This window comes from Phenylobacterium ferrooxidans (genome assembly GCF_042714595.1).
Taxonomy (GTDB): Bacteria; Pseudomonadota; Alphaproteobacteria; order Caulobacterales; family Caulobacteraceae; genus Phenylobacterium; species Phenylobacterium ferrooxidans.
Genome location: NZ_JAOTJD010000012.1, coordinates 73215 through 97609, shown reverse-complemented (window position 1 = coordinate 97609; position 24395 = coordinate 73215). Strand labels below are relative to the sequence as shown.

Annotated in this window: 24 protein-coding genes; 12 read left to right on the top strand and 12 right to left on the bottom strand. The window is 70.2% G+C overall.

Annotated features, from left to right (window positions below; translation table 11 throughout):
- Positions 1-1494: gamma-glutamyltransferase family protein (locus OCL97_RS08465; RefSeq protein WP_377369301.1), on the top strand; the 1494-nt coding region annotated here is incomplete at its 5' end.
- A gap of 219 nt (positions 1495-1713) precedes the next feature.
- Here OCL97_RS08465 and OCL97_RS08460 read toward each other — a convergent pair.
- The 4 genes from OCL97_RS08460 to OCL97_RS08445 all read right to left on the bottom strand — a co-directional run bounded on the left by OCL97_RS08460 (position 1714) and on the right by OCL97_RS08445 (position 5293).
- On the bottom strand, positions 1714-3198 hold the full coding sequence (locus OCL97_RS08460; RefSeq protein ID WP_377369299.1) for a sensor histidine kinase: 1485 nt from the start codon (positions 3196-3198) through the stop codon (positions 1714-1716).
- Positions 3199-3264: 66 nt separating this feature from the next.
- A complete protein-coding gene (locus tag OCL97_RS08455; RefSeq protein WP_377369297.1) occupies positions 3265-4305 on the bottom strand; it encodes a quinone-dependent dihydroorotate dehydrogenase in 1041 nt (346 codons plus the stop codon).
- The gene (locus tag OCL97_RS08450) at positions 4302-4643 is read right to left on the bottom strand and encodes a DUF952 domain-containing protein (protein ID WP_377369295.1); all 342 of its coding nucleotides are present in this window, start codon (positions 4641-4643) and stop codon (positions 4302-4304) included. The genes OCL97_RS08455 and OCL97_RS08450 overlap by 4 nt, the downstream gene beginning before the upstream one ends.
- Before the next feature lie 158 nt (positions 4644-4801).
- The gene (locus OCL97_RS08445) at positions 4802-5293 is read right to left on the bottom strand and encodes a SixA phosphatase family protein (protein ID WP_377369293.1); all 492 of its coding nucleotides are present in this window, start codon (positions 5291-5293) and stop codon (positions 4802-4804) included.
- A 109-nt stretch (positions 5294-5402) separates the two neighbouring features.
- Between OCL97_RS08445 and metX the strand changes: the two genes are divergently transcribed.
- Together metX and metW are read left to right on the top strand one after the other, a co-directional pair.
- A complete protein-coding gene (gene metX / locus OCL97_RS08440) occupies positions 5403-6560 on the top strand; it encodes a homoserine O-acetyltransferase MetX (RefSeq protein ID WP_377369291.1) in 1158 nt (385 codons plus the stop codon).
- Positions 6557-7216, top strand: a complete 660-nt coding sequence (metW, locus tag OCL97_RS08435; protein ID WP_304780790.1) for a methionine biosynthesis protein MetW — start codon at positions 6557-6559, stop codon at positions 7214-7216. Before metX ends, metW begins: the two co-directional genes overlap by 4 nt.
- A 99-nt stretch (positions 7217-7315) precedes the next feature.
- Here the strand turns inward: metW and OCL97_RS08430 are convergent, their stop codons facing one another.
- Together OCL97_RS08430 and OCL97_RS08425 are read right to left on the bottom strand one after the other, a co-directional pair.
- Entirely contained in the window at positions 7316-7594 is a 279-nt protein-coding gene (locus OCL97_RS08430; RefSeq protein ID WP_377369289.1) for a hypothetical protein, read from the bottom strand.
- Positions 7595-7606: 12 nt separating this feature from the next.
- Positions 7607-10663, bottom strand: a complete 3057-nt coding sequence (locus tag OCL97_RS08425; protein ID WP_377369287.1) for an autotransporter family protein — start codon at positions 10661-10663, stop codon at positions 7607-7609.
- Positions 10664-10811: 148 nt separating this feature from the next.
- Here OCL97_RS08425 and OCL97_RS08420 point away from each other — a divergent pair, with 148 nt between their 5' ends.
- Both OCL97_RS08420 and OCL97_RS08415 read left to right on the top strand, forming a co-directional pair.
- Positions 10812-11153 (top strand): helix-turn-helix domain-containing protein, encoded by a 342-nt coding sequence (locus OCL97_RS08420; RefSeq protein ID WP_377369285.1) that lies wholly within the window; start codon positions 10812-10814, stop codon positions 11151-11153.
- A 17-nt stretch (positions 11154-11170) separates the two neighbouring features.
- Entirely contained in the window at positions 11171-12487 is a 1317-nt protein-coding gene (locus OCL97_RS08415; RefSeq protein WP_377369283.1) for a hypothetical protein, read from the top strand.
- Between the two features lie 225 nt (positions 12488-12712).
- Here OCL97_RS08415 and OCL97_RS08410 read toward each other — a convergent pair whose 3' ends face one another.
- Positions 12713-14338 carry an NAD(P)/FAD-dependent oxidoreductase gene (locus tag OCL97_RS08410; protein ID WP_377369281.1) on the bottom strand — a complete coding sequence of 542 codons (1626 nt, stop codon included), beginning with the start codon at positions 14336-14338 and terminating at the stop codon, positions 12713-12715.
- Positions 14339-14548: 210 nt separating this feature from the next.
- On the opposite strand from OCL97_RS08410, the gene OCL97_RS08405 reads away from it, so the two are divergent.
- Entirely contained in the window at positions 14549-15301 is a 753-nt protein-coding gene (locus OCL97_RS08405; protein WP_377369279.1) for an ATP-binding protein, read from the top strand.
- On the opposite strand, the gene OCL97_RS08400 is transcribed toward OCL97_RS08405, so the two are convergent.
- Together OCL97_RS08400 and OCL97_RS08395 are read right to left on the bottom strand one after the other, a co-directional pair.
- Complete coding sequence (locus OCL97_RS08400) at positions 15298-15972, bottom strand: nitroreductase (protein ID WP_304776958.1); 675 nt, start codon at positions 15970-15972, stop codon at positions 15298-15300. The genes OCL97_RS08405 and OCL97_RS08400 overlap by 4 nt on opposite strands.
- A 79-nt stretch (positions 15973-16051) precedes the next feature.
- Positions 16052-18217, bottom strand: a complete 2166-nt coding sequence (locus OCL97_RS08395) for a TonB-dependent receptor plug domain-containing protein (protein ID WP_377369277.1) — start codon at positions 18215-18217, stop codon at positions 16052-16054.
- Positions 18218-18324: 107 nt separating this feature from the next.
- Between OCL97_RS08395 and OCL97_RS08390 the strand changes: the two genes are divergently transcribed.
- Positions 18325-18801, top strand: a complete 477-nt coding sequence (locus OCL97_RS08390; RefSeq protein ID WP_377369275.1) for a winged helix-turn-helix transcriptional regulator — start codon at positions 18325-18327, stop codon at positions 18799-18801.
- On the opposite strand, the gene OCL97_RS08385 is transcribed toward OCL97_RS08390, so the two are convergent.
- On the bottom strand, positions 18769-19134 hold the full coding sequence (locus OCL97_RS08385) for a hypothetical protein (protein WP_377369273.1): 366 nt from the start codon (positions 19132-19134) through the stop codon (positions 18769-18771). The genes OCL97_RS08390 and OCL97_RS08385 overlap by 33 nt on opposite strands.
- A 53-nt stretch (positions 19135-19187) precedes the next feature.
- Between OCL97_RS08385 and OCL97_RS08380 the strand changes: the two genes are divergently transcribed.
- Complete coding sequence (locus tag OCL97_RS08380; RefSeq protein ID WP_377369271.1) at positions 19188-19832, top strand: HWE histidine kinase domain-containing protein; 645 nt, start codon at positions 19188-19190, stop codon at positions 19830-19832.
- Positions 19833-19858: 26 nt separating this feature from the next.
- Here the strand turns inward: OCL97_RS08380 and OCL97_RS08375 are convergent, their stop codons facing one another.
- Both OCL97_RS08375 and OCL97_RS08370 read right to left on the bottom strand, forming a co-directional pair.
- On the bottom strand, positions 19859-20524 hold the full coding sequence (locus OCL97_RS08375) for an extensin-like domain-containing protein (protein ID WP_377369305.1): 666 nt from the start codon (positions 20522-20524) through the stop codon (positions 19859-19861).
- 160 nt (positions 20525-20684) lie between these two features.
- Positions 20685-21260 carry a cytochrome b/b6 domain-containing protein gene (locus OCL97_RS08370; RefSeq protein WP_377369269.1) on the bottom strand — a complete coding sequence of 192 codons (576 nt, stop codon included), beginning with the start codon at positions 21258-21260 and terminating at the stop codon, positions 20685-20687.
- A 200-nt stretch (positions 21261-21460) separates the two neighbouring features.
- Between OCL97_RS08370 and OCL97_RS08365 the strand changes: the two genes are divergently transcribed.
- From OCL97_RS08365 to OCL97_RS08350, 4 genes are read left to right on the top strand one after another with little or no spacing between them, the layout of a single operon-like run.
- The gene (locus OCL97_RS08365; protein WP_377369267.1) at positions 21461-21739 is read left to right on the top strand and encodes a PepSY domain-containing protein; all 279 of its coding nucleotides are present in this window, start codon (positions 21461-21463) and stop codon (positions 21737-21739) included.
- A 3-nt stretch (positions 21740-21742) separates the two neighbouring features.
- Positions 21743-22360 carry a cytochrome b/b6 domain-containing protein gene (locus OCL97_RS08360; protein ID WP_377369265.1) on the top strand — a complete coding sequence of 206 codons (618 nt, stop codon included), beginning with the start codon at positions 21743-21745 and terminating at the stop codon, positions 22358-22360.
- Positions 22341-23036 carry a response regulator transcription factor gene (locus tag OCL97_RS08355; RefSeq protein ID WP_377369263.1) on the top strand — a complete coding sequence of 232 codons (696 nt, stop codon included), beginning with the start codon at positions 22341-22343 and terminating at the stop codon, positions 23034-23036. Before OCL97_RS08360 ends, OCL97_RS08355 begins: the two co-directional genes overlap by 20 nt.
- Positions 23029-24387 (top strand): sensor histidine kinase, encoded by a 1359-nt coding sequence (locus OCL97_RS08350; RefSeq protein ID WP_377369261.1) that lies wholly within the window; start codon positions 23029-23031, stop codon positions 24385-24387. Before OCL97_RS08355 ends, OCL97_RS08350 begins: the two co-directional genes overlap by 8 nt.
- The last annotated feature ends 8 nt before the right edge of the window (positions 24388-24395 follow it).

The following is a 24395-nucleotide window of genomic DNA, read 5'->3' as shown; positions in this document are numbered from 1 at the left end:
CTGGTGGAGCCGCAGAGCTCGGGGCTCGGCGGCGGCGCCTTCCTGACCTATTACGACGCCAAGACCCGCAAGGTGACCGCCTATAACGGCCGCGAGACCGCGCCGGCCGCCGCCACCGACGCCCTGTTCCTGGACGAGACCGGCAAGCCCCTCCCCTTCGGCGCCGCCCTGCTGAGCGGCCGGTCGTCCGGCGTGCCCGGAGCCGTCGCCATGCTGTCCCTGGCCCAGTCCCAGCACGGCAAGCTGCCCTGGAACACCCTGTTCGCCGACGCCGAGAAGCTGGGCGACCAGGGCTTCACCGTCAGCCCGCGCCTGGCCGGCATGATCGTCGGCCGCTTCCCCCAGGCCAGCGCCCCGGACGTGGTGGCCTATTTCACCAATCCCGACGGGACCCGCATGAAGGCGGGAGACACCCTGAAAAACCCCGCCTACGCCGCCACGGTCCGCAAGATCGCCGCCGAGGGCCCAAAGGCGATCCTCGAGGGTCCCGTGGCCGAGGCCATCGTCACGCGCCTGCAACAGGGCGACCGGCCCGGCGCCATGACCCTGGCCGACCTCAAGAGCTACAAGCCCAAGGTCACCGACGCCACCTGCCGACCGTTCCGCGTCTATGTGGTCTGCACCCCCCCGGCCCCCTCCGGCGGCCCCGCGGTGCTGGAGGGCCTGGCCATCCTGGAACACACCGACATCGCCGCCCATCCCAACGACGCCCAGGGCTGGTACCTGTTCTCCCAGGCCAGCCGGCTGATGTACGCCGACCGCGACCGCTATATGGGCGATCCGGACTTCGTGGACGTGCCCACGGCGGGCCTGCTCGACCCCGCCTATGCGGCGACGCGCGCGGCCATGATCGCGCCGGACACCGCGGGCCCCGCGCCCGGCCCCGGCACGCCCAGGGGCGCCGGCGTCCGCGCGCCGGACGCCACGGTCGAGCCCGGCGGCACCTCGCACCTGGTGATCGTCGACGCGGCGGGCAACGCCGTCTCCATGACCACCACGGTGGAGAGCATCTTCGGCAACGGCCGGATGGTGAACGGCTTCTTCCTCAACAACCAGCTGACCGACTTCTCCTTCGCTCCGAAGGATAAGAACGGGGTCCCGGCGGCCAACGCGGTGGCGGGCGGCAAGCGTCCCCGCTCGTCGATGGCCCCGGCCGTGGTCCTGGACAAGGACCGCCGGTTCGTCGCCGCCGTGGGGTCTCCCGGCGGCTCGGCGATCCTGGCCTATAACCTGAAAGCCCTGGTGGCCTTCCTCGACTGGAAGCTGCCCATCGACCAGGCCATCGCCCTGCCCAACCTGATCGCGCGCGGCGACACCTATGCCGCCGAACCGGCCAAGTTCCCGGCCGGCGTGGTGGAGGCCCTGGCCGCCAAGGGCGTCACCCTGAAGCCCGGCGGCGGCGAGGATTCCGGCCTGCACGCCATCGTCATGACGCCGACGGGTCTGATGGGCGCGGCCGACCCGAGGCGCGAGGGCGTGGCCAAGGCGCCGTAGTCAGCGCTCGCAGCTCACCAACTCTTCTCCCGGCGAAGGCCGGGACGCAGATCATCCTGGAGCGTCGATCAGGACCCCTGTTCGTGTGGTTCGTGGTTCCAATTCGTCGGACCGCGACGCCGCGAGGCTGATCAAGATTGTCCACGAACCACACGAACGGTGATCGAGCTCGTTGGCTGGAAGTGAATCTGGGTCCCGGCCGTCGCCGGGAGGAGCGGATCAGGCCCCCTTCGCCCGCGCCCGCTTGGTCTTCAGCTGTGGAGGCGCGCCCGGCAGGCGCAGCTCGAACACCGAGCCTTGTTCGCCGGTCTCGGCGAGGGTCAGGTCGCCGCCGTGCCCCTGGGCCAGCTCGCGGGCGATGGCCAGGCCCAGCCCCGCCCCACCGGGCCGGCTTGATCCGGCGAAGGGCTGGAAGATCTTTTCCTGGGCGCGCTTGGACACCCCTGGACCATTGTCGGAGAAGCGGATCAGGGTCGCGCCCTCGGCCTGGCTCAGGGAGACCGTGACCACGCCGGGCGCGGTGCGGCCCTCCTGCGCCTCGATCGCCTCCCGGGCGTTGCGCAGCAGGTTGGCGACGATGCGGTGCAGCTGGTCGGGATCGGCGATGACCTGGTCGGCGGGATCGATAAGGGTTTCCAGCCGCACGCTGTCGTCGGAGAGCCGCGCCTCCTCCGCCGCCATCTCCAGGGCCGGGGCGAAGGGCATGGCGCTGATGTCGGGCGCCGCCTCCTGGGTCTTGCCATAGACCAGGACGTCGGTGGCCAGCTTCACGGCGCGGTCCAGGGCGCGCTCCAGGCGCGGCAGGGCCTGGGCCACCTTGGGATCGCGGGACGCCGCCAGCCGCTCCGAGGCGATCTGGGCGCTGGTGAGCATGTTGCGCAGGTCGTGGTTGATCTTGGCCACCGCCTCCCCGAGCGCCGCCAGCCGGGCGCGGGAATTGAGCGCCACCCGCAGGTCGGCCTGCATCAGGTCCAGCTCCACCTCGGCGCGGCCGATCTCGTCGCGGCGCCCGGAGGGATCAAGGTGCGAGGCCGGATCGTCCGGGTCCGCGCGGAACCGCTCCATCGCATTGGTGATGCGCTGCATCGGGCGCACCAGGAAGAAGGCCAGGGACAGATAGACCAGGATGCCGGCCACCGTGGCCACGAAGGCCATGATCAGCAGCAGCTGCCAGAGATAGCGGGTCAGCTCGCGCTTCAGCACGGCGTCGGGGGCGACGATCTCGATGAAATCAGCCTTGCGGATGCGGGGCTCGGCGATCACCCGGACCATGCGGCCCTCCCCGCCCCCCAGCAGGGTCTGAAACGGCGCCGCCAGCCAGGAGATCGGGGCCTGGTCACGCAGGTCCACGAGATAGGGCGCCCGCTCCAGCTTGGGGCCCTGCAGCACCAGGCGGCGCATGCCCTCGGTCTGGATCGCCACCCGCTGCACCCCGGCGCCCTCCAGCAGCTGGGCGGCCAGGGCCTCGCTCACCACCCGGTCGGGGGCGACGTCGGGGGCGATGGTGGCCAGTTCGGCGGCGCGGACCCGGTCCAGCAGCCACTGTTCCTCGAAGGCCGCCAGGGCCGGCGGCAGGGCCAGGGCCCCGGCCGAGACGACGAACAGGATGGTGAGAATCAGCAGACGCGCGGAGAGGCCGCCCGGCCAGAAGAACCGCCGTCTGGTTCGCCTCGGGGGCGCCTGAGGCTGAAGGGCGTCCGCCATGAGCCTTCCCCCTACTTCACCGTGGGGCTTTCGGCAACGCGACGTCTGTTCGCCTCATGCGCGAATCTAGCCGTCTGCGCCCACCGCGGCGGCCACGCTGGCGAAGCCGTCGGCCTTCAGGCGCTGGGCCAGGTCGCGCTTGATCCGCTGAACCAGGCCCGGCCCGCCGAACACCATGGCCGAATAGAGCTGCACCGCGCTGGCGCCGGCCCGGATGCGGGCATAGGCGTCGGCGCCCGAGGCGACGCCGCCGGCGCCGATCAGGGCCAGGCGGCCGGCGGCGGCGGCGTGGAACTCGCCCATCATCTGCTGGGCCAGGGCCTTCAACGGGGCGCCCGACAGGCCGCCGGTCTCACCGGCATGCGGCGAGCGCAGGTCCGGGCGCCCGATGGTGGTGTTGGAGACGATGACGCCCGCCAGCCCATTGGCGATCACCGTATCGACGATCGCCTCCACCTCGCCGGCCTCCAGGTCCGGCGCGACCTTCAGGAACATGGGGACGAGGCCCTCGGCGGGCAGCCGGTCACGGGTCTCGGCCAGCCGCCCCAGCAGCTCCTCCAGCGCCGCCTTGGTCTGCAGGGCGCGCAGGCCCGGCGTATTGGGCGAGGAGATGTTGATGGTGAAATAGGAGGCCAGGCCCCACAGACGGGTCAGGCCGGTGACATAGTCGCCGATGCGATCGGCTGCGTCCTTGTTGGCGCCGATATTGGCCCCAATCACCCCGGGGCCCCGCTGCGCCAGCCGGGCCGCGAAGGGCTCCAGGCCCTCGTTGTTGAAGCCCATGCGGTTGATCACCGCCTGGTCCTCCGTCAGCCGGAACAGGCGCGGGCGCGGATTGCCCGCCTGGGGCAGCGGCGTGACCGTGCCGCACTCCACGAAGCCGAAGCCCGCCGCCAGCATGGGGCCAAACACCTGGGCGTTCTTGTCGAAGCCGGGCGCCAGGCCGACGCAGTTGGGCAGGGACAGCCCCGCCACTGTCGTCGCCAGGATCGGATCGTCGCGGCCTGCGCGGGGACCCAGGCCCATGGCCAGGCCCTTGATCGTGACGCCATGGGCGTCCTCGGGATCGAGCACGTGCAGGGCGCGGGCGGCCAGGTCGTGGATCACGCGAGATCTCCCAGGATCGGCACGCCGTCGGCCCCCAGGGGGGCCTCGGTGACGCCGCGCACCTGGACCGGTGTCAGGACGTCATAGAGGTGCGGAAACAGGTCCCCGCCCCGCGACGGCTCCCACCGCAGGGCGGCGCCCAGGTCGTCGCCCTCCACCTCCAGCACCACCAGGCCGGTCAGGTCCTTGAAATAGCGCCGCGCGGTCTCGCCCGCCTGGGCGGCCGTGGAGAAGTGGATGAAGCCGTCGGCCAGATCGACGGCGGAGCCCAGGAAGCTCCCGGAGGCTTCGGCGGCGGTCCACTCGGCGCGGGAGAGGATCTTATAGATGCGGGTCATACCCCTCCTCTCCCCTGTTCAGGGGAGAGGGTAGGGTGAGGGGTCTGCGGCCTCTCCATCGGCGCAGCGCCAGGCCGACAAGCCCCCCTCACCCTACCCTCTCCCCCCGAAGAGGCGGGGGGAGAGGAGGAGCATGCTCGCGACATCGTTCTCATCGCTCACCGCCCCGGGAAGAACAGGCCGTCATAGGACGGGCGTCCGGCGTGGTCGAAGAGGAAGACCGCCGCCGCAGCGGTGGGGAAACCGTTCTGCGCCTTGGCGATCAGGGCCGGGGGCGCGCCGCCGTCCCTCAGCATCTGGACGGTGAGGTCCTGCAGGCCCGGATTGTGCCCCACCACCATCACCGTGCCGCAGGCCGCGCCGGCCGCCTTGGCGAGCGACCGGACGCGGTCCGGCTCGGCCAGGTAGAGGCTGTCTTCGAAACGCACCTGCGCCTTGGGGAAGGCCTTGCAGACCGCCTCCCAGGTGTCCCGCGTCCGGGCTGCGGCCGAGACCAGCGCCACGTCGGGGCAGAAGCCCAGGTCGGCCAGGGTCGCGCCCATGGCGGTGGACGCCGCGATCCCGCGGGCCACCAGCCGCCGGTCGAAATCGTCGCCGCTGGGGGCGTCGCGCTCGGCCTCGCCGTGCCGCAGGAGGATCAGCCGGTCCATGGTCTCTCCGTCGCCCCACCCATGCGTGGGAGTCACCTCGGTTCATAGCGGGCCTCGCCGCCGACGCGAAGCGGTTGACAGCGAAAGTGGTTGGCGGTCCAAGCGGGCCATGAGCGACGTCGGCCACGCTACCCTCGCCACCCCCACCGACGGCGGGACCTGGAGGTCGCCGGCCGACCGTCCGTTGCGCCTGGATTCCGGCGCGGTTCTGGCCCCCCTGGAGATGGCCTACCGCACCTACGGGACTCTGAACGCCGACAAGTCCAACGCCGTGCTGATCTGCCATGCCCTGACCGGCGACCAGCATGTGGCCTCCACCCATCCGGTGACCGGCAAGCCGGGCTGGTGGACGACCGTGGTGGGCCCCGGCCTGCCCCTGGACCCTGAGCGCCACTTCATCATCTGCCCCAATGTCATCGGCGGCTGCATGGGCTCCACGGGGCCCGCCTCGCTCGATCCCAGGACCGGCAAGCCCTACGGCCTGGCCTTCCCGATGATCACCATCGCCGACATGGTCCGCGCCCAGGCCATGCTGGTGGAGTCCTTCGGGATCGAGACCCTGTTCTGCGTCGTGGGCACATCCATGGGCGGCATGCAGGTCCTGCAATGGGCGGCAGACTATCCGGAGCGGCTGTTCTCGGCCATCGTCGTGGCCGCCGCCGCCCGCCACTCGGCCCAGAACATCGCCTTCCACGAGGTGGGCCGCCAGGCGATCATGGCCGACCCCGACTGGCGCGGCGGCGCCTACGAACTTGAGGGCGTGCGCCCCGAGAAGGGCCTGGCCGTGGCGCGCATGGCCGCCCACATCACCTACCTCTCGGAGACCGCCCTGCAGCGGAAGTTCGGCCGCGAACTGCAGCGGGACGGCCTGTCCTGGGGCTTCGACGCCGACTTCCAGGTGGAGAGCTACCTGCGCCACCAGGGGGCCAGCTTCGTCGACCGCTTCGACGCCAACTCCTATCTCTACATCACCCGGGCGCTGGACTATTTCGACCTGGCCGCCAGCCACGATGGGGTGCTGGCCAACGCCTTCCTGCGAGCCCGCAACGTGCGCTTCTGCGTGCTGTCCTTCTCCTCGGACTGGCTCTACGCCACGGCCGAGAGCCGAGACATCGTGCGCGCCCTGAACGCCGCGGGCTGCCGCGCCAGCTTCGCCGAGATCACCACCGACAAAGGCCACGACGCCATCTTCCTGGAGGAGCCGGCCCTGGACTCAGCCCTGCGCGGATTCCTGGCCTCGGCCGCCGAGAAGCGAGGCCTGGCGTGAGGACGACCCGCGAGGACTTCAAGGAAATCCTGCGCCTGGTGCGCCCCGGATCGCGGGTCCTGGACGTCGGCTGCGGCGAAGGCGAGCTGCTGGAGCTGCTGACCCGGGAAAAGGGGGTGGACGGCCAGGGGTTGGAGATCTCCAGCCAGGGCGTCTCGGCCTGCCTGGCGCGCGGCCTGGCCGTGGTGCAGGGGGACGGCGACCGCGATCTCGATCACTTCCCCACCCAGGCCTTCGACTACGCCATCCTGTCCAAGACCCTGCAGCAGATGCGCGAGCCGCGGCACGTGCTGAACGAGTTGCTGCGCATCGCCGACCGGGCGGTGGTGTCCCTGCCCAATTTCGGCCAGTGGCGCGTGCGCTGGTCACTGATGGTCAATGGGCGCATGCCGGAGACCAAGGCCCTGCCCGAGCCCTGGTGGTCGACCCCCAACATCCACCTCTGCACCCTGCACGACTTCACCGCGCTCTGCGACGACCTGGACCTGCGGATCGAGGCCTGTTCGGCGCTGAACGCCGGCAAGCCCGCGCGGTCCATCGACCCGACCCGCGCCCTGGAGAACTGGCGCTCCGAGACCGCGCTCTTCCTGCTCAGCCGCAAGGGAGAGGCCGAGGCCAACCCCTCGGTGCGCAACGGCGAGCTGTTTGCGAAATAGCGCCCCCGCTCACCCTGGCGAAAGCCAGGCCCCGGGACGCTAGGGGGCGTCCGGGTCCCACGGTGTGGGATGAGGGTCCGGGGGGAACTTGCAGGTGGCTCAGGCGAGCCACCTTGGCTGGCGTGCGCCGGCCGCCGCCATCAGGCTGATCAGCGCCATGCCGCCCTCGAACAGGCACAGGGCCGCGACGATCACCACCGGGGTCTCGCCCAGGGCGCTAGGGTCCAGGGCCACCAGGACGCCGCCGGCGATCAGGCATGACACCGAGCCCACGAAGGCCACCTTGGAACGCCACAGCGGGGGCTTTCCTGCGGTATGCCGAGCAATGCAGACGAGGACGGCGGCGAGCGCCAGCAGTCCTCCGGCCAGGTGGGTCATGGTAAGCGCGCCTTAAAACACCATACGGGCGACGATGCGGGCGTCGTAGGCCTCGTAGTCGTCGCGAACCTCTCCGCCGCCTTCCAGGGCGAAGTCGACGTAGTCGCTCTGGCCGCGAAGGGCCAAGCGTACAACCGCACCGCCGCCTGAGAGTTCCGGGGACGCGATGGTGAAGGCCGATCCGCCGCTGACGAAGCGGGCCGTGGTGGCGTCCGCCCCGTCGCCGGAGACCTGGCGCCAGCCGGCGGTGAGTTCCGGACCCCAGCGGAAATCGCCCTTCATGCCGAACCTGGCGCCGACGCTGACCCCGGCGAAGGCGGCGATCTGGCTGGACGAGCGCTCGTCGATGGCCAGGTTCATGGCGTCGCCGCCACCGGTCTCGGTGCGGTCGTCCTCCTTCAGCAGGAAATAGTCCAGGGTGGCATGGGGCCGGGCGTAGAAGGTCTCGCCCTCCAGGTTCCAGTTCACGTGGGCGTGGGCGGCGACCGTGGCGCCCTTCCAGTCGGACTCCGCGGTGCGGGTGAAGCCGGATTCGCTGAGCACCCGCTGGCTTTTCATCGAGGCGTAGCCGCCGGTGACCCCGGCCCCCAGCGTCAGGTCGCCGAGGCTCTCGCGCCAGTAGACGCCCGCCGACAGCACCGTGCCGGAGAGCGATTCCGAGCCCACGGCGCCGGCCTCGTCCACGTCGACATTGAGGAAGCTGGTCTGCAAGCCAAGGGCGCCCAAGGCGGTGTCGGAGGCCTCGATCCCGGCGGCGATCCCGAAGCCGCCGGCGTCGTAGGCGGTGGAGCGGTCCACGTCGCGCTTGATCATCACCGCGATCTCCTGAGTCCAGGCCCTCAAGCCCCCGCCCGCGTCGCTCATGGAGGCGTCGGCATCAGGCCCGCGGCCCGCGGCGTCGGAGGCCGCCGCCAGGGTGTGGAAGAGCCCCCCCGAGTGGTCGGGCAGGAACTGGTCGTACAGCGTCTGGAAGCCGGCCTGCGTGGTCTTGGAGAGCAGGGCGTCGCGGACGGCGGCGTCCTTGTCGAAGGCTGCGAACACCGCGTCATAGGCCGCGCTTTCCGAGGCGGTCATGCCCGCCTCGGCGGCGCTGCGGCGGCGCACCTCAGCCACCAGGCTGGTGGTGGGGGCGTCTACCCGCAGGGTGGCCTTGTAGAGGAAGGGGGTGTCCCCCAGCAGGCTCTGGTCCAGGGCGCCGGCGGTCAGCGAGCCGGCCTTGAGCAGGGTGAAGCTGGCCGGCGCCTCCAGCTTGGAGGCGAAGGACAGGCCGATCTTGGAGCCGGTGGCGAGCGTCGCTGCGCCGGAGACGTTGAACAGGGTGGACTTGGCGGCCTTGGGGTCGGCGGTGAACACCAGCTCGCCGGCCGCGCCCAGGTTCAGGCTGGTGAGGTTGACCGTCGCCGTGCTGGTGTCGGTCAGCCGGCCCTTGACGATGTCGATGGTGAGGCCGCCGCCGGCGTCGGTGAGCGCCCCGGTCAGCCAGGCGCCGCCATTGATCACCAGGCTGTCGGCGCCCGAACCGAAGGCCACCGCCCCGTTCAGCACGCCCGCCAGCAACTCCAGCCGCCCCGCGCCCGACCCGAACAGCACATCGCCGGTGATGGTGGGGGTGATGGCGGTGTCGCTGTTGGCGTACTGGCGCAGCACCACGCCGGCGGTGTTGGCCCGCAGGTCGAAGGCGATGGCGCGGCCGGTCACCGGCAGGGTGGTGTCGGTGGCGGTCACCGTGGCGACCACGGAATTGATATTCTCGATGGTGCGCAGCGATCCCGAGGCGTCCAGCACGGCGGTGGCCGAGGCCTTGGAGCCGCTGACCAGGGCGCTGATGGAGCCGCTGTTGGCCAGGTAGGGCAGCCAAGCCCCGGCGTCGATGCGGATCGCCGCGATATCGTTGGCGTCGGTGGCGACAGTGGTGGCCTTGATCACCCCGGCGTTGGTCAGGTTGGCGCTCTGGGCGCCGGCCCCCATCCAGAAGGCCGTGGCGCTGGCCTTCACCCCGGTGGCCAGGATCGAACCTGAATTCCAGACCCCGCCGTCGATGGTCACCGTGCGGCCCAGGCCTTCGAACTTCAGGCCCACGGCCGACACGCCGTCATAGACCCCCGCGCCCTGGACCGTGCCCTTGTTCATGAAACCGAAGGCGTCCGCGCCGGTCCCCAGCACGCCCAGCCGAACATTGCGGGCGTCCGAGCCGATCAGCACGCCGGGCGATGAGCCATAGGCGCTGGCCGAGCCGGAGGACCCGATCAGCATCCCGCCGAACAGGTCGCCGCGCACCCGCACCGCCGGCCCGCCGATCAGCAGGTCGTCGACGTCCAGCTTGGCCACCACCGCGTCGGTTCCTCGCGTGGTGGAGCGGAAGCCCGAGGCGCCGATGGCGGAATTGATGGAGAGCTTGCCGCCGACATTCTCGTCCAGGGCCACGCCCACGGAGTCCTTGCCTTGGGCGGTGACGCTCCCGGTCACCACCACGTCGCCACCGACCGTGCCCAGGGCGTGCAGCCCATAGGAACGGTCGCCAATCATCGAGATGATCCCCGCGGTCTGCAGGGATCCATCGATGGCGCTCTCCAGCGCGACGCCGGCTGAATCGTTGCCCTCCACGGTGATCGAGCCCGCGGTCTGGGTGATGGAGCCATGGAAGGTGGCGGGCCCGGTGACCCGCACGCCGACCCGGTTGAAGCCGACGGCGAACGGCCCGTCATTGTCGCCGTCGCTGTCGGTGTCCTTGATCTCGGTGGTGTCGTCGACGCTGATCGAGCCCGACAGCTTCACCTCTCCGGTATTGCCGCCGACGATCGCCAGGCCGGTGGTGTTGCTGGCGTCCGAGATCGAAATGGTCCCCTCGTGGGTGACGTTGTTGTTGCTGTTCAGGGTCAGGGCCGCGCCGTTGGTGACCTTGATGGACCCCGCCGAGGTGACCTTCACGTCGTCCCGCGCACCGCTGGCCGCGGTGGCCGTGGCCACCGGCGTGGTCACCGCCGTGGAGATCGCGGTCTCGGCCCAGGCGGGCGCGGCGACCAGGCACAGGGGAGAGGCCGCGGCGAGCAGGAGGTGACGAAGCGACATGGGATATCCGAAAGATGAGGACGAAGGGGCGGTCGATGTCTATGGTCAGCGACGAGGCATTATGCATCGTGTAAGAATGTGTTTCTTAAGAACTGTATGTCGGTCCGATTGTGGCCGCAAGATGGCGTAGTCCAGGAGTTGAATTTCAATGCCCAGAGCTGCGGTTGATCCCATCCGCGCGGCGGCCACCAAGAGCCTGCGGCAGGCGGCGGGACGCTGGCTGAAGGCCGGGCGCGAAGCCGCGGGCCTGACCCAGGCCGAACTCGCCGAGCGCGTGGGCATGCGCTACTACACCTTCGTCTCGCAGGTGGAGAGCGGCCTTGGCCGGGTTCCCATCGAGATGCAGGGGGCCTGGGCCCTTGCGGTCGGCCTTGATCCCGCCCATTTCGCCCGCACCCTGCTCGCCTATTACGAGCCTGAGCTGAACCGGCTGCTGTTCGGGGACGCCGCCCAGATCTTGCCCGACGCCCAGCGCGCCTTCGGGACCTGAAGGACAGCCCCGCCCCGATGAGCAACGTCGTCCCGTTCACGCCTCGCGTCGAAACCGGCGGCTGGTCCGCCGGTGAGCGCGCGCGGCTGTCGGAGCTGGCCGACCGGCTGGCGGCGGACGGCATCCACGTGCGCGTGGTCTATGGGGCCACCGACGCCGGCGACCCCTGGTGCGTGATCACTGACGAATTCGACGAGGTCCTGGTCCACGTCGCCCGCATCAACGGCCAGTTCGTCATCCATGACGCCGCCGCCGACGTGGTGGAGGAGGACGACACCCTCTGGACCGCCGTCGATCGCCTGCTGGGCGCCGATTGGCGCGACGGCCAGGGCGAGGTGGTGGTGCCCATGGCCGCCCGCCAGGCCCAGAGCCTCATCGCCCTGGTGGTGGCCGCCGCCTTCTTCGACATGACCGCCCAGGCTCACGAGACGCCCGCGCCCACGGCCCATGACACCGGCGCCGCGGTTCTGGCCGCCTTCGCCACCGCCGCTGTCCTGGCCGCGCCAGCCGCGGCAGAGGAACACCAGCGCTTCGAACGCCTGGCCGCCCCCGCCGACGACACCACCCCTGGCGACAGCGCGACGCCCACCCTCGCCGAGGAAGCCCCCAAGGCCGAGGCGCCCGCAGACGAGATCAAGCCGGCCCTTACCGAGGCGGACGGCCCGGCGGCCGGGCCCCCGGTCCTGGTGGCCCAGGCCCAGGCGAACGCCCCTCAGGGCGGTGACGGGATCAAGGTGCTCGTGGGCGGCGCCGGCGACGACAGCCTGAGCGGCGGCGGCGGGTCTGACCACCTGGTGGGCGGCGCGGGGGACGACACCCTATCGGGCGGCGGCGCGGGCCCGGGCCAAGCCGACCTGCTGGAAGGCGGCGACGGAAACGACCAGATTCACCTGGGCGCCCAGGTGGCGGCCATCGGCGGCGCGGGGGACGACACCTTCGTTCTCGAGGTCGCCCAGGCGCCCGAGACGCCGCCGCAGCAGCACGATCTCGGCGTCATCCTCGACTTCACGGCCGGCGACCGGCTGGCCGGCGCCAACGGCCACCTGGTCAGCGTCATCAACGCCACGGTCCAGGACGACGTGCTGAGCGGCCTGCGCGGCTTCAGCTTCCCCGGCCACATGCCGCCGCCCCTCCCCGGCTTCCGCGTCGAGGTCGACCTCGACGGCGACAACCAGGGCGACGGCTTCCTGATGGTGGCTGGCACGGGCGTGGCGGGCCTGGTGGGCCACCTGCCCAGCGCCGGCCCGCGCCCTCCGGCGCCGGCGGAACAGACGGACGTGGTGGTGGCGATGAGCCCCGTGGCCGTGCCGCAAGGCGATTTCCTGCTGGGTTAGTTCCAAACCCGCTCCTCCCGGGCGAAGGCCGGGACCCAGATCCACCTCTGGCCTCCGGTTAAGACCCGCCGTTCGTGTGGTTCGTGTGGTTCGTGGTTCCAAGCCTTCCAGCCGTGACACCGCCAAGACCGATCAGATTGTCCACGAACCACACGAACGTGGATCACCGCTGACAACTCTGGATGAAGCTGGGACCCGGCCTTGGCCGGGATGAGCGGGGCGTGGCTAGGCCACCGCCTCCCCCACCATCGCCCGCGCCACCGCCTCGGCCACCTTGATGCCGTCGATGGCCGCCGAGAGGATGCCGCCGGCGTAGCCCGCCCCCTCGCCGGCCGGGAACAGTCCCGCCAGGTTCAGGCTCTGGAAGTCCGCGCCCCGGGTGATGCGGATCGGCGAGGAGGTGCGCGTCTCCACGCCGGTCAGCACCGCCTCAGGATCGTCATAGCGCGGGATCTTGCGGCCGAAGACCGGCAGGGCCTCGCGCATCGCCTCCACCACATAGTCCGGCATCAGGGTCGCCAGATCCGTGGGCCGCACGCCAGGCTTGTAGGAGGGAACCACGCTCCCCAGGGCGCTCGAGGCCCGCCCCGCCAGGAAGTCGCCCACCGTCTGCCCCGGGGCGTGATAGCCGCCGCCGCCGGCCGTGAAGGCCGCGCTTTCCAACGCGCCTTGCAGGGCGATGCCGGCCAGGGGATGGTCGCTCCCGTAGTCCTCCGGCGAGATCCCCACCACAAAGCCGGAATTGGCGTTCCGCTCGTTGCGCGAATACTGGCTCATGCCGTTGGTGACCACGCGGCCGGGCTCGGAGGTCGCCGCCACCACCGTCCCGCCCGGGCACATGCAGAAGCTGTAGACCGTCCGGCCGTTCTTGCAGTGATGCGACAGGGAATAGGCCGCCGCCCCCAGGTCCGGATGCCCGGCGCAGGGCCCGAACAAGGCCCGGTCGATCCAGGACTGCGGATGCTCGATGCGGAAGCCGATGGAGAACGGCTTGGCCTCGATGTGGACGCCGCGGTCGTGCAGCATGGTGAAGGTGTCGCGGGACGAATGGCCCACGGCCAGCACCACATGCTCGGCCGCCACGAACGCCCCGCCCTTCAGATGCAGCCCCCGCAGGCGCCGCGCGCCGCCAGGCCCCGGCTCGATCTCCACATCGGTGACGTGATGGCCGAACCGGTACTCCCCGCCCAGGGCCTCGATCTTGGCGCGCATGGTCTCCACCATGGTCACCAGTCGGAAGGTGCCGATGTGCGGGTGCGCCTCGGTCAGGATCTCGGTCGGGGCGCCCGCCGCCACGAACTCGGTCAGCACCTTGCGGCCCAGGAAGCGCGGGTCCTTGACCTGGCTGTAGAGCTTGCCGTCGGAGAAGGTCCCGGCGCCGCCCTCGCCGAACTGGACGTTGGATTCGGGATCGAGCTCGCCGCGGCGCCACAGGCCCCAGGTGTCTTTCGTCCGCTCACGGACGGCCTTGCCGCGATCCAGGATGATCGGACAGAAGCCCATCTCCGCGAGGATCAGCCCGGCGAACAGGCCGCACGGCCCCGCGCCGATCACCACCGGGCGCGCCGCGCCCTGCGGCGCCTTCGCCACCGGCCTGTAGGATGTATCCGGGGTCGGCCGCAGGTGCGGATCGCCCGCCAGCCGCGCCGCCACGGCGGCCTCGTCCCTCAACTCGACGTCAACGATATAGACCTTGAGGATCGCCGCCTTCTTGCGCGCGTCGTGGGCCCGCTTCCACACCGACCAGCGCAGAATCTCGCCCTCGGCCACCCCGAGCCGCGCGGCGATCGCCGCCGGCAAGGCCTCGGGCGCGTGATCGAGAGGCAGCTTGAGTTCCGAAATCCGCAACATGGGCGTTCTCTACCTGCTCCGGACGGCCCGCGCACCTGCCCCCACGACCGATCCCCAAACTGGGGCCGTCACACCTTGCGGTTTTGATCGAGATCAATGCCCGGATAGCTTGGCCTTGGTTAGAAATAGGAGATGGCCCGCCCCCACGTCCGCGGCGGCCCCCTCCACTCAGTACAGCGTCCGCGAGCATCCCCCTCTCCGGAATGACCCATGTCCTTGCAGAACCTGTCCGCGCCCGGCCAAGCGAGCACACAGTTTCCGCTGTGCGCCGCCCACTGCCCCCTGCTGGCCGAGGTCAATCACCGCACCGCCAATCAGTTCGCGCTGCTGACCAGCTATATCCATCTGTCGCTCGAGGAATTCCGCCGGCACCCCGGCGAAATCCGCGACCTTCAACTGGCCTTCGCCGCCGTCGAGGCCCGCGCCCGCGCCCTGTCCAACCTGAACAGGCGGCTGACCGAGCGGCCGACCTCGTCCGAACCGATCGACGTTTCGGCGATGCTGCATGAGGTCTGCGCGACCTTCGGAACCAGCGGCGACACGATCCACAGCGTCGTGGACGAAATCGCCGGCCCCCACCTCGTCACCAACAGCGTGAATGTGGCGGTCGGCCAGATGGTCACCGAGGCGGTGATGAACGCCTTGAAGTACGCCTACCCGGTGGATCAGCCGGGCGAGATCACCGTCCGGTCCACGGCCGGCCCGTCCGGAGCGCTTCTCGTCGAGGTGATCGACCGGGGCGTGGGCGGACTGCCCGCCTCGCTGTCCACCTCCGCCAAGAGCTTCGGCGTCCGCCTCATGCGCGGGCTAGCCCGCCAAGAGGATATTGGCCTGGACTTCGTGGCCGGGTCTCCGGGCCTCACGGTTCAGTTCGTCCTGCCCTCGCTTAGCCGGTTCCACGAGCAGCTGGAGGGCCGGCTCGCCCAGGACGGCCCGCCGGCCTGGGCGCTGAGCCGCCCCTAGTCGAACCCCACGAACACTGTGGCCTCTTCGACGGCCTTGCGCTCAGACACCACCGCATTGGCGGGGAAGTCCTCATCGGGCCAGCCCAGCGCCACGGACTTCATGATCACCTGATCCTCGGCGATCCCGGCGTGCTCGCGCACCACCGGCGACTGCATGATCCCCTGGCTGTTGATCACCGCCCCCAGGCCCCGCGACCAGGCGGCGTTGACCAGGGCGGTGGTCACCGCGCCGCAGTCGAAGGGGGTGTCGTCGCTGCCGTCCAGCACCTTGTCATAGGTGACGATGATGCAGACGGGCGCGTCGAACTGGCGGAAGCCGCGCAGCACCCAGTCCTGGCGCATCTCCTTGTCGTCGCGGGCGATGCCCATGGCGGCGAACAGCTGCTTGGCGACCCCGACCTGCCGGTCGCGATGCTGCCCCGCGAAGGCCTGGCCCTGCCGGAACTCCCGCGACTGCGGCACACCGGCCACCATCCGCTCGGTATTGCCGGCGCGGATCCTGTCCAGGGGCTCCCCGGTGATGACGTAGAAGTTCCACGGCTGGGTGTTCATCGACGAAGGCGCCCGCATGGCCAGGGCGATGATCTCCTCGATCAGCGCCTTGGGCACGGGATCGGGCTTGTAGCCGCGGATGCTGCGGCGACCGAGGATGACGTCGTCAAACTTCATGGAAGAACTCTCAGAGGTTGGCGCTGTTTCAAGGGTTAGAGGACTGCCAGCTTTCCGCGGCGAAAGCCAATATCGGCGATCAGAACCGGCCCGAAATCACGAAGCCCACCAACCGGGAGCCATCAGCTCCGCCTAGCGAAATCCGGTCTTCCACCCGCTGGACCACCCCTGAGCTGCGATCGGTCTGGAAGAAGGTCCGCGTGCGCTCCTCCGACGAGACCAGGATGTTGTTGACGTACAGCCGCAGGGTCACCGGTTTGATCGCCGTGGTCTCGAAGAACAGGTCGAGCCTGGGTTTGGGTCGGACATATTCGAAGATCTCGGCTCGACGATACTCCTCGCGGCCGGCCCACTGGAGGAGCGTCGCCCCCCAGGCCGCGGAGATGTCGGGCAGATTCTGGCGGAAGTTCACCAGATAGGCCCAGTCCTTGTTGGCGGTGTTGAGCGTCGTCGACCCGGCCGCGGTGCCCTGGCGTTCCAGAGGGATGGAGAACGACCGCTCTTCGCCCGTGATCGGGTCGGTCACTCGGGTCTGCTGATAGAGGCCGCTGAGCCGCAGTTCGGCGTTGGGCAGGCCGACCCGGCGCAGGGGGATCGTCGCCCGGGCCTCGACCCCCGCCCGGGTCCCATTGCCGATATTGCCGTAGGCGTCCAATCCCCCGACCACCACCAGGTCGTGAACATCCTCGACGCGGTCGGCGAAGGCCGCCAGCGTGATCGCCGCCTTCTGGTCGAAACGGCGCTCCAGCTCCAGCCGCGACTTCCACGCCCGTTCCGGAACCAGGTCCGGATTGCCCTGGATGGTGGAGGTGTTCAGGAAGTCCACCGCGCTGCTGAACTCGGCGAAGTCGAGCTGGGCCACGTCGCGCTGCAGGACCAGCCGCACTGTGGTGCGGGGATCGAAGGCGTAGGTCGCTGTCAGATGCGGCTTCACATAGTTGAAGCTTCGCTCCTTGTTCTGGTCGCCGGTCTGGGTGATCCGCGACACCTCGAAATTGACCCCGGTCTCCACCGACAGCCGGGGGCCGACCGTCCAGATGTCGTTGGCGTAGACCTCGCCGCGCAGTTCCTCGACCCGGGCGTTGGCCACCGCCAGGGGCACGCGCACCGCCGGGCCGCCCTGCGGCTGGTTGATGATGTCCAGGGTGGTGTCGCGGAAATTGAACGCCCCCTCGCCGCCGAATTCCAGGGTGTGGGCGGGGGTGGCGTCCCACTTCACCTGCATCCGCCCGATCCGCTCGCCGCTGCGGGTCGTGCGGTCCTGGGTCCGCAGCGTCCGGGCGGCCGGCGCGGTGAAGATGTCGAAGCTGTCGAGCTGATCGACGCTGGTATGCGACACCAGGCCGATCAGCTTGACCGTCAGGTCCGCGCCGAACCGGTGCTCCCAATCCCCGCCGAACTCGGCCGAATAGTTGTTCTTGTAGGCGTTGTCCCCGTCCAGCGAACTGCGCAGGACGCCGCTGGCCACGGTCTCCAGCTGGACCGATTCCGATCCGTTCCAAACCGGAACATATTGCAGGTTGAGGTTCACCGCGTCGGCCGGCGATGGCCGCCAGCGCAGGCTGGCCGAGCCCTGGATGCTGCGGTTATTGGGCTTGCTCACCTGATAGCGCGTCCCGGTGAACACCCCGGCGCCGCTGGTCAGGCGCTCGCCAACCACCCCGCGTCCCAGGGTGTTGGGCGCCTGGATGTCCAGGGCCAGCTCGGTGGTGGGGGTCAGGGACAGGGTGCGCGAAAGCTGCAGGGCCCAGCCGATTCGGTTGGAATACTGGATGTGCCGCAGGCCGGCGACGAAGGTGGTGGCGGAATCGGCCCGGGTCGCGCGGTTCACCACCACATTGACCACCTGGGACTGGCCGCGGATGTCGATGGCCGAGTTGCTGCCCGACAGCAGTTCGATCCGCAGCACGCTGGCGGCCGGGATGCGCTTGAGGAGATCCGACGGCGCGGCCTTGGAGCTGGGCCGCTCGCCGTTGACCAGCAGGTTGCCGGCGGTCGCGGCGAAGCCCCGCCGGTCGTCGCCGTCCCGCAGATCAAACCCCGGCACCCGGGCCACCATGTCGGCCGCCGTCACCGGATTGTACTGGGCGAAGAAGACCGCCGGAAAGCTCGCGCCGGCGTCCGGGACGGTCTCGCCGGATGGGGGCGGGGCGGGCGCCTGGGCCAGGGCCGGGGCGGCGCAGGCAAGCGCCAGCAGCGAGGCAGTCGAAAGCCACCGCAGGCTGATCGGTCTCTGGCGCGTCATAATTCCGCTCCCCATTTACGAGTCTATTTTTTAGACTGACAATGGGAGGCGTTTCCGGCGGGGTCAACGCCCCTCTTGGTCCGCGCCTCGGAAACGGAGGAACGCCCATGCGGTGGGACGAACTGGCCGGCGATGACTGCCCGATCGCCAGGACCCTTTCGGTGATCGGCGACCGCTGGAGCGCGCTGATCCTGCGCGACGCCCTGCGCGGCGTGACCCGCTTCGACGGCTTCCAGGCCCGCCTCGGCTGCAGCCGGGAAATGGTCTCGCGGCGGCTGGCCAACCTGGTGGAGGCTGGCGTCCTGGAGCGAAAGGCCTACCAGGCCCATCCCGAACGCTTCGACTACCTGCCCACCGACAAGGCGCGCGCCCTGGGCCATGTGCTGATGATGATGGCCCAGTGGGGCGAGGCCTGGCTGCCGACCCCCACGTCGCGACCCCTTGAACGCCGCCACAGGGCCTGCGGCCACAGCTTTAAGCCCACCCTGGTCTGCTCGGAGTGCCTGGCCCCCCTGGAGCCGGGCGGCGTCGACTATCCGGGCAGCCCGGCCCTATCTTCGCGCATCGATCTCGATGGCGATTGAATTCGACAGGCGCCGGCTCCCGGCCAGGACGATACGCTCATTGGTTTCGATGGCCCGGACGGCGGGTTGTCCCTTGGGGGCGAACTGGACACCGCCCTCGACCAGGTTCTCTTCCTGTTTCGCATGACGCGTCGGCTGAGTCCCGGCGAAGCAGGACTGCAGGGTCGGAACCAGACGGGTCTGGGTATAGGCCAGGATGGCGCTGGTGGCTCTTGCCGACGCCGGGCTCGGTGGGGCCACATGGGTGCAGAAGTTGGCGGGCGCCATCTGCCGCGCCGCGAACTCCGAGCGCAGGGCGCCGCCCGTCATGATCGGCAGGCACGGCGTCGCCATCAGCCCAGAAGAGCGCAGGATAGACGGCCGGCGGCCAGGCCCCCTGTGGAGCCTTGGCCATCACCGCCTTCAGGCATTCACAAAGCTTAGGGTCAGGGTCGCCGGCCGTCGCGGCGGCCGTCTGGCCATGGGCGGCGCCGGCCATCGCCTCTGGACTGACGGCCATCACGTCGCGCTCCACCAAGACCGTCGAGGACATGGCGCGTGAGTTGACGCTGCGGCTGACGGCGCTCAGCCGCGCGCACGACCTGGTGCGTCCGGTGGCCGGCCAGAGCGAGGCCCCCTCCGCCCTGCTTGGCGACCTGCTGACCGTCCTGCTCGCCCCCTACGATGACCTCGGCGCCTTCAGCGGCCGCATTCGGGTCTCGGCGCCGCGCATGAGCGTCGGCGAGTCGGCGACCACGATCGTCGCCCTGATCGTCCACGAGCTGGCGACCAACTCCTTGAAGTACGGCGCCCTGTCGGTCGATACGGGCATGCTCGACGTCTCCTGCTCCGCACACGACGAAGCGGTGACCATCGTCTGGACCGAGACGGGCGGCCCCCTGGTCAAGGCGCCCGAGGAACCCAAGGGCTACTGCAGCAAGCTGATCGAGCGCAGCGTCAGCGGCCATCTGCGCGGCGTGATCGAGTACGATTGGCTCGAGGCCGGCCTGGTGGTCACCTTGAAGGTCGATCCTGAACGCCTCGGAACCTGAGGCTCAACGCGCGCCGGTTCCTTGCGTCACCGGCAGGTGCGGAACCGACCCATGTCCAGGTGCAGGTGATCGTGGTGGGCGGCGTTGTAGTCCGGGCTCAGCGTCACCCGGAACACCTTGCAGGCCCCGTCGCGCGCCGCGCGCAGGAACCGGCCGCGGGCGCCCTCATCGTCGAAGTGGGCGGCGACGGTCACCCGGCGGCCGTCGCTTAGCCGCACGCCGGCGAAATCGAAGGCGTTGGCGTGGGCATGCTCGCTGACCCGGCCTGAGTCCTGGCCGTAGACCCGGCGGCAGGCATAGGTCCCATAGTGGTCGATGGCCGCGACCTCGGCGCCCAGGATCTCCCGCGCGGCGGGGCGCAGCACCTGGCGGTTCCAGAGCGTGAAGGCCAGGGCCTCCCTGCAGGTCATCACCGGCCCCGCGGGCGACAGGCCCCCGCCCCCCACCTGGCCGGCGTCAAGTTTCGAGCAGAAGCCGTCGCGCCTTGCCGGCGTCGCGGTGAAGGCGACCTCACCCGCCGCCAGGGCCGCCTTGCACCGGGCCGGGTCGGCGGCGATCCGCGCCAGCTTGCCCGAGGTCGCCAGGCCGATCGGCTGGTTGAGGGAGAAGGGCTTCCAGGGCAGGTCCTGCGGCGGGGCCGTCCGATCGATCACCATGAACAGGAGCAGGCCCGCCAGCGCCGCATCGAGCAGCAGCGAGCCGAAGCCTGCGAGGGCCCGGGCCTGCGCGGAGGGCGGCTTCAGAACGGGAAACGCGAACGTCATCACGCCCCACTCCCTCCACCGGGAGGGCGGCGTAATTGCGGTGATACGGGAAGAGGGGCGCTCTTCCCGTGGCGCCGGGCAGGCGAGTTCAGGGCAAGGGTTGTGACTTCGTCTTCGCCGCGGCGAAGAGCATGAACCGCGCGAGGGGCCGCTTGAAGAGGAACAGGTAGCTCACATGCAACACCACCAGCAGCATCAGCCCATTGCCGAACAGCTCATGGACCTCGCCGAGCGGCCCGCCCTCCTCGCCCTCCTCGCCCTCGTCGTCCTCTTCCGCCTCATCATGGGCGTCGCCGGCGGCTCGGATCGGATCGGTGGATGACGCGACCGGCGGGTTCACACCCAAGCTGCGCCCTCCGTCCATGGCGATGCCCGTCGCCGTGACGCCAATCAGGCACACGGCGATGCCCACCAGCAGCACCCGGCTGATGGCGGGATGGGTGAAGGCGTTGTCGACCTTCAGGCCCTGGAAATGCGGATAGAACCGCATCAGCCCCAGCTGGCGGGAGCCGGTCAGCGCCATCACCAGGCGCAAGGCGATCACCGCGGCGACACCGTATCCAAGCCAGGCGTGGGCCGACCCCCATTCGGTGCTGAAATAGGCCGCGACCACGAGGACAGCGAGCAGCGCGTGATAGGCCCGAAGGCGCGACATGGCGGGCATGGCCGTTTTCTCCAGTGACAGGGGAAGGGGGTGGCTGGGCTTGGCGGGGCGTGCTGAGCGGCAATCTGCCCCCTTCGCCTGACGAAAACCTGACGGCGGCCAAGCCTCGCCGGGCCAGGGCCGTCAGGTCTTCGTCAGGTCGAGCTCCCAGGATCCGGGTCATGGAGCAGCCGCTTCATAGCCCGCAACCGGAGCCCCCCATGCGAAAGTTCCTGATCCCCGCCGCCGCCGCCGTCGCCGTCCTGGCCACCGCGGCCAGCGCCGCCGCGTCGCCGGCCTGCACCACCGCCCCCAAGGCCAAATGGCTGAGCGAGGCCCAGATGAAGACCAAGATCGCCGCCCTCGGCTACACCAAGATCAAGGTCTTCCAGGTCAGCGGCAGCTGTTACGAAATCTACGCCTTCAACAAGGCCGGCAAGAAGGCCGAGGTCTACTTCAACCCCGTCACCGGCGCGGTCGTCCAGAACAACGAGGACTAGCCGATGGCCCGCACCGTCCTGGGCTTGAACCCCCCAAGGCCGGACACCTTGACGCCGCCATCCCCCCCGGCGCGCGTCAAGGTGTGGGACCCGGTCGTGCGGCTGTTCCACTGGACCCTGGCCCTGGGCTGCATCGCCAACCTCACGGTCCTGCGGGAGCTGAAGTCGGTGCATCGCTATGTCGGATACGCCATCCTGGCGGCCGTCGCGGTGCGGCTGGTCTGGGGATTCGTCGGCACGCAGCACGCCAGGTTCTCCGACTTCACCCCCACGCCCCGGCGGTTGGGCGGCTACCTGCTGGCCTTGGCCCGCGGCCGCGAGCCGCGCTATGTCGGCCACAATCCGGCCGGCGCCCTGATGATGCTCGCCCTGATCGGCCTGGTGAGCGCCTGCGGCGTCACCGGCTGGATGATGGGGCTCGACGCCTTCTGGGGCCTGCGCTGGGTGGAGACCCTGCATGAGGCCCTGGCCAACACCATCCTGGTCATGGCGATCCTCCATGTCCTGGCCGCGCTCATTGAAAGCTGGCGCCACCGTGAGAACCTTGTTCTGGCTATGATGACCGGCCTGAAGCGCGCACCCAGGGGAAACGACGTCTGTCATGCGCCTGCTGTTGATTGAGGATAACGCGCGTCTGGGCGCCCTGGTGGTTGATGGCCTCCGCCAGGACGGCTTTGTCGTCGACTGGTGCGAGACCCTGGAGGACGGCCTCGAGGCCCGCGGACTGGCGGCCTATGATCTGATCCTGCTGGACCTTGGCCTGCCCGACGGCGACGGCCTGGACCTGGTCCGACGCCTGCGCCGCAACCGCGACAGCGTGCCGATCCTGATCCTGACGGCGCGCGGCGGCCTGGGGGAGCGGATCGCCGGCCTCGACGTCGGGGCCGACGACTATCTGGTCAAGCCCTTCGACATCGCCGAGCTGGCCGCCCGCTGCCGCGCCCTCCTGCGTCGCCCCGGCGCCTGCCTGGGGGTCGTGCTGCAGGCCGGAAATGTCGCCCTCGACACCACAAATCGCAGCCTGCAGGTGGCCGGCGCGCCGGTGGCGATGCCGCCCCGGGAGCTGGCGCTGCTGGAGCACCTGTTGCGCCGGGCCGGCCAGGTGGTGGCCAAGACCCTGCTTGAGGACCAGCTCTACGCCCTGGACGCCGAGGTCTCCCCCAACGCCCTGGAGGTCGCCGTATCGCGGCTGCGCAAACGGCTGGCGGCGGCGAAGGCCGATCTCACCCTGAGGACCGCCCATGGCGTGGGCTACGCCCTGATGGCCGGCCAGGCCCCGGCGGGCGCACATGACTGAGCCGACCAAGGCGCCCCCGCGCGCGCCCAGCCTGCTGCGCCAGATCGCGGTCCGGCTCACCGCCCTGATGGCGATCTTCGCCCTGCTCGACGTGGCCATCGTGGTCTCGATGTACGCCTTCGACCGGCAGGCCCTGGCCGAGGACTTCATCGAGCAGCAGGCCCACCGCGTGGACCGGGCCCTGGCTGTGTCCCCGCAATCGGTGACCGACCTGCCCGATCCGATCGGGGTCTCGACCTGGAACGTCATCGTCGTCGACGGCCAGTTGCGGCCGGTGCTGCAGCGACAGAACCCGTCGCCGCAGACCCTCTCCTTGTGGCCCGACGCCTCCACCCTCGACTGGACCCGGCGCAACATCGCCAGCTCGGGAACCCAGGTCACCGGCGCGCGCCGGTTCAGCGGCCAGGCCGGCCCCTACTGGATCCTGATCGAGGCCAATGTCTCCGGCGGCGCCGCCTACGGGCCGGTGATCGGCCAGGAACTGCTGGAGCATGTGGCCCTGCCCCTGGTGCCGCTCACCCTGCTGCTGCTGGTCTTCAGCCTGCAGGTGGTGCGGCGCATGCTGGCGCCCCTGGAAGCCGCGGCCCGCGAGGTCGACGGGCTCGATCCCAGCCGGATGGACGCCCGCCTCTCGGCGCTGCAGGGCTCTCACGAGGTGGGGATCCTGGTCAGCGCGGTGAACCGGGCCCTGGATCGGTGGCGACACGCCATGCTGCTGCTGAAGAGCTTCACGGCCGACGCGGCGCACGAGCTGCGCACGCCCCTGTCGGTCCTCCGTCTACGGATCGACGCCCTTCCCGACAGCCCGGGCAAGGCCCGCCTCGGCGAAGATATCCAGGCCATGACCCGCCTGGTCAATCAGATGCTGGATCAGGCCCAGGCCGACGTCCTGCCCACGGAATTGCCGGAGGAGATCTCGCTGCACGACCTTGCGGCGGCGACCGTGACCCAGATCGCCCCCCACGCCTTTGCCTGCGGTCACGACATCCAGCTGGTCGACCAGGGGGGCAGCCCCATCCGCGGCCACGGCGAGGCCCTGGGCCGCGCCCTGCGCAATCTGGTGGAGAACGCGATCCGCCACACGCCGCCCGGCAGGCCCATCGAGGTGATCGTCGGGCCGGGACCTCGACTGTCGGTCCGCGACCATGGCGACGGCCTGTCTCCCGAGGAGGCCGAGAAGATGTTCGACCGCTTCTGGCGCCGGTCGCGGTCGGGCGACACCGGCGCGGGCCTCGGCCTGGGGATCGTCCGGGCGATCGTCGAGGCGCACGGCGGCGTCGTCACCGCCCAGAACGCGCCCGGCGGCGGCGCCCTCTTCCTCTGCGAATTTCCGCCCGCCGGGCCCGCCTAGCCTGGAGC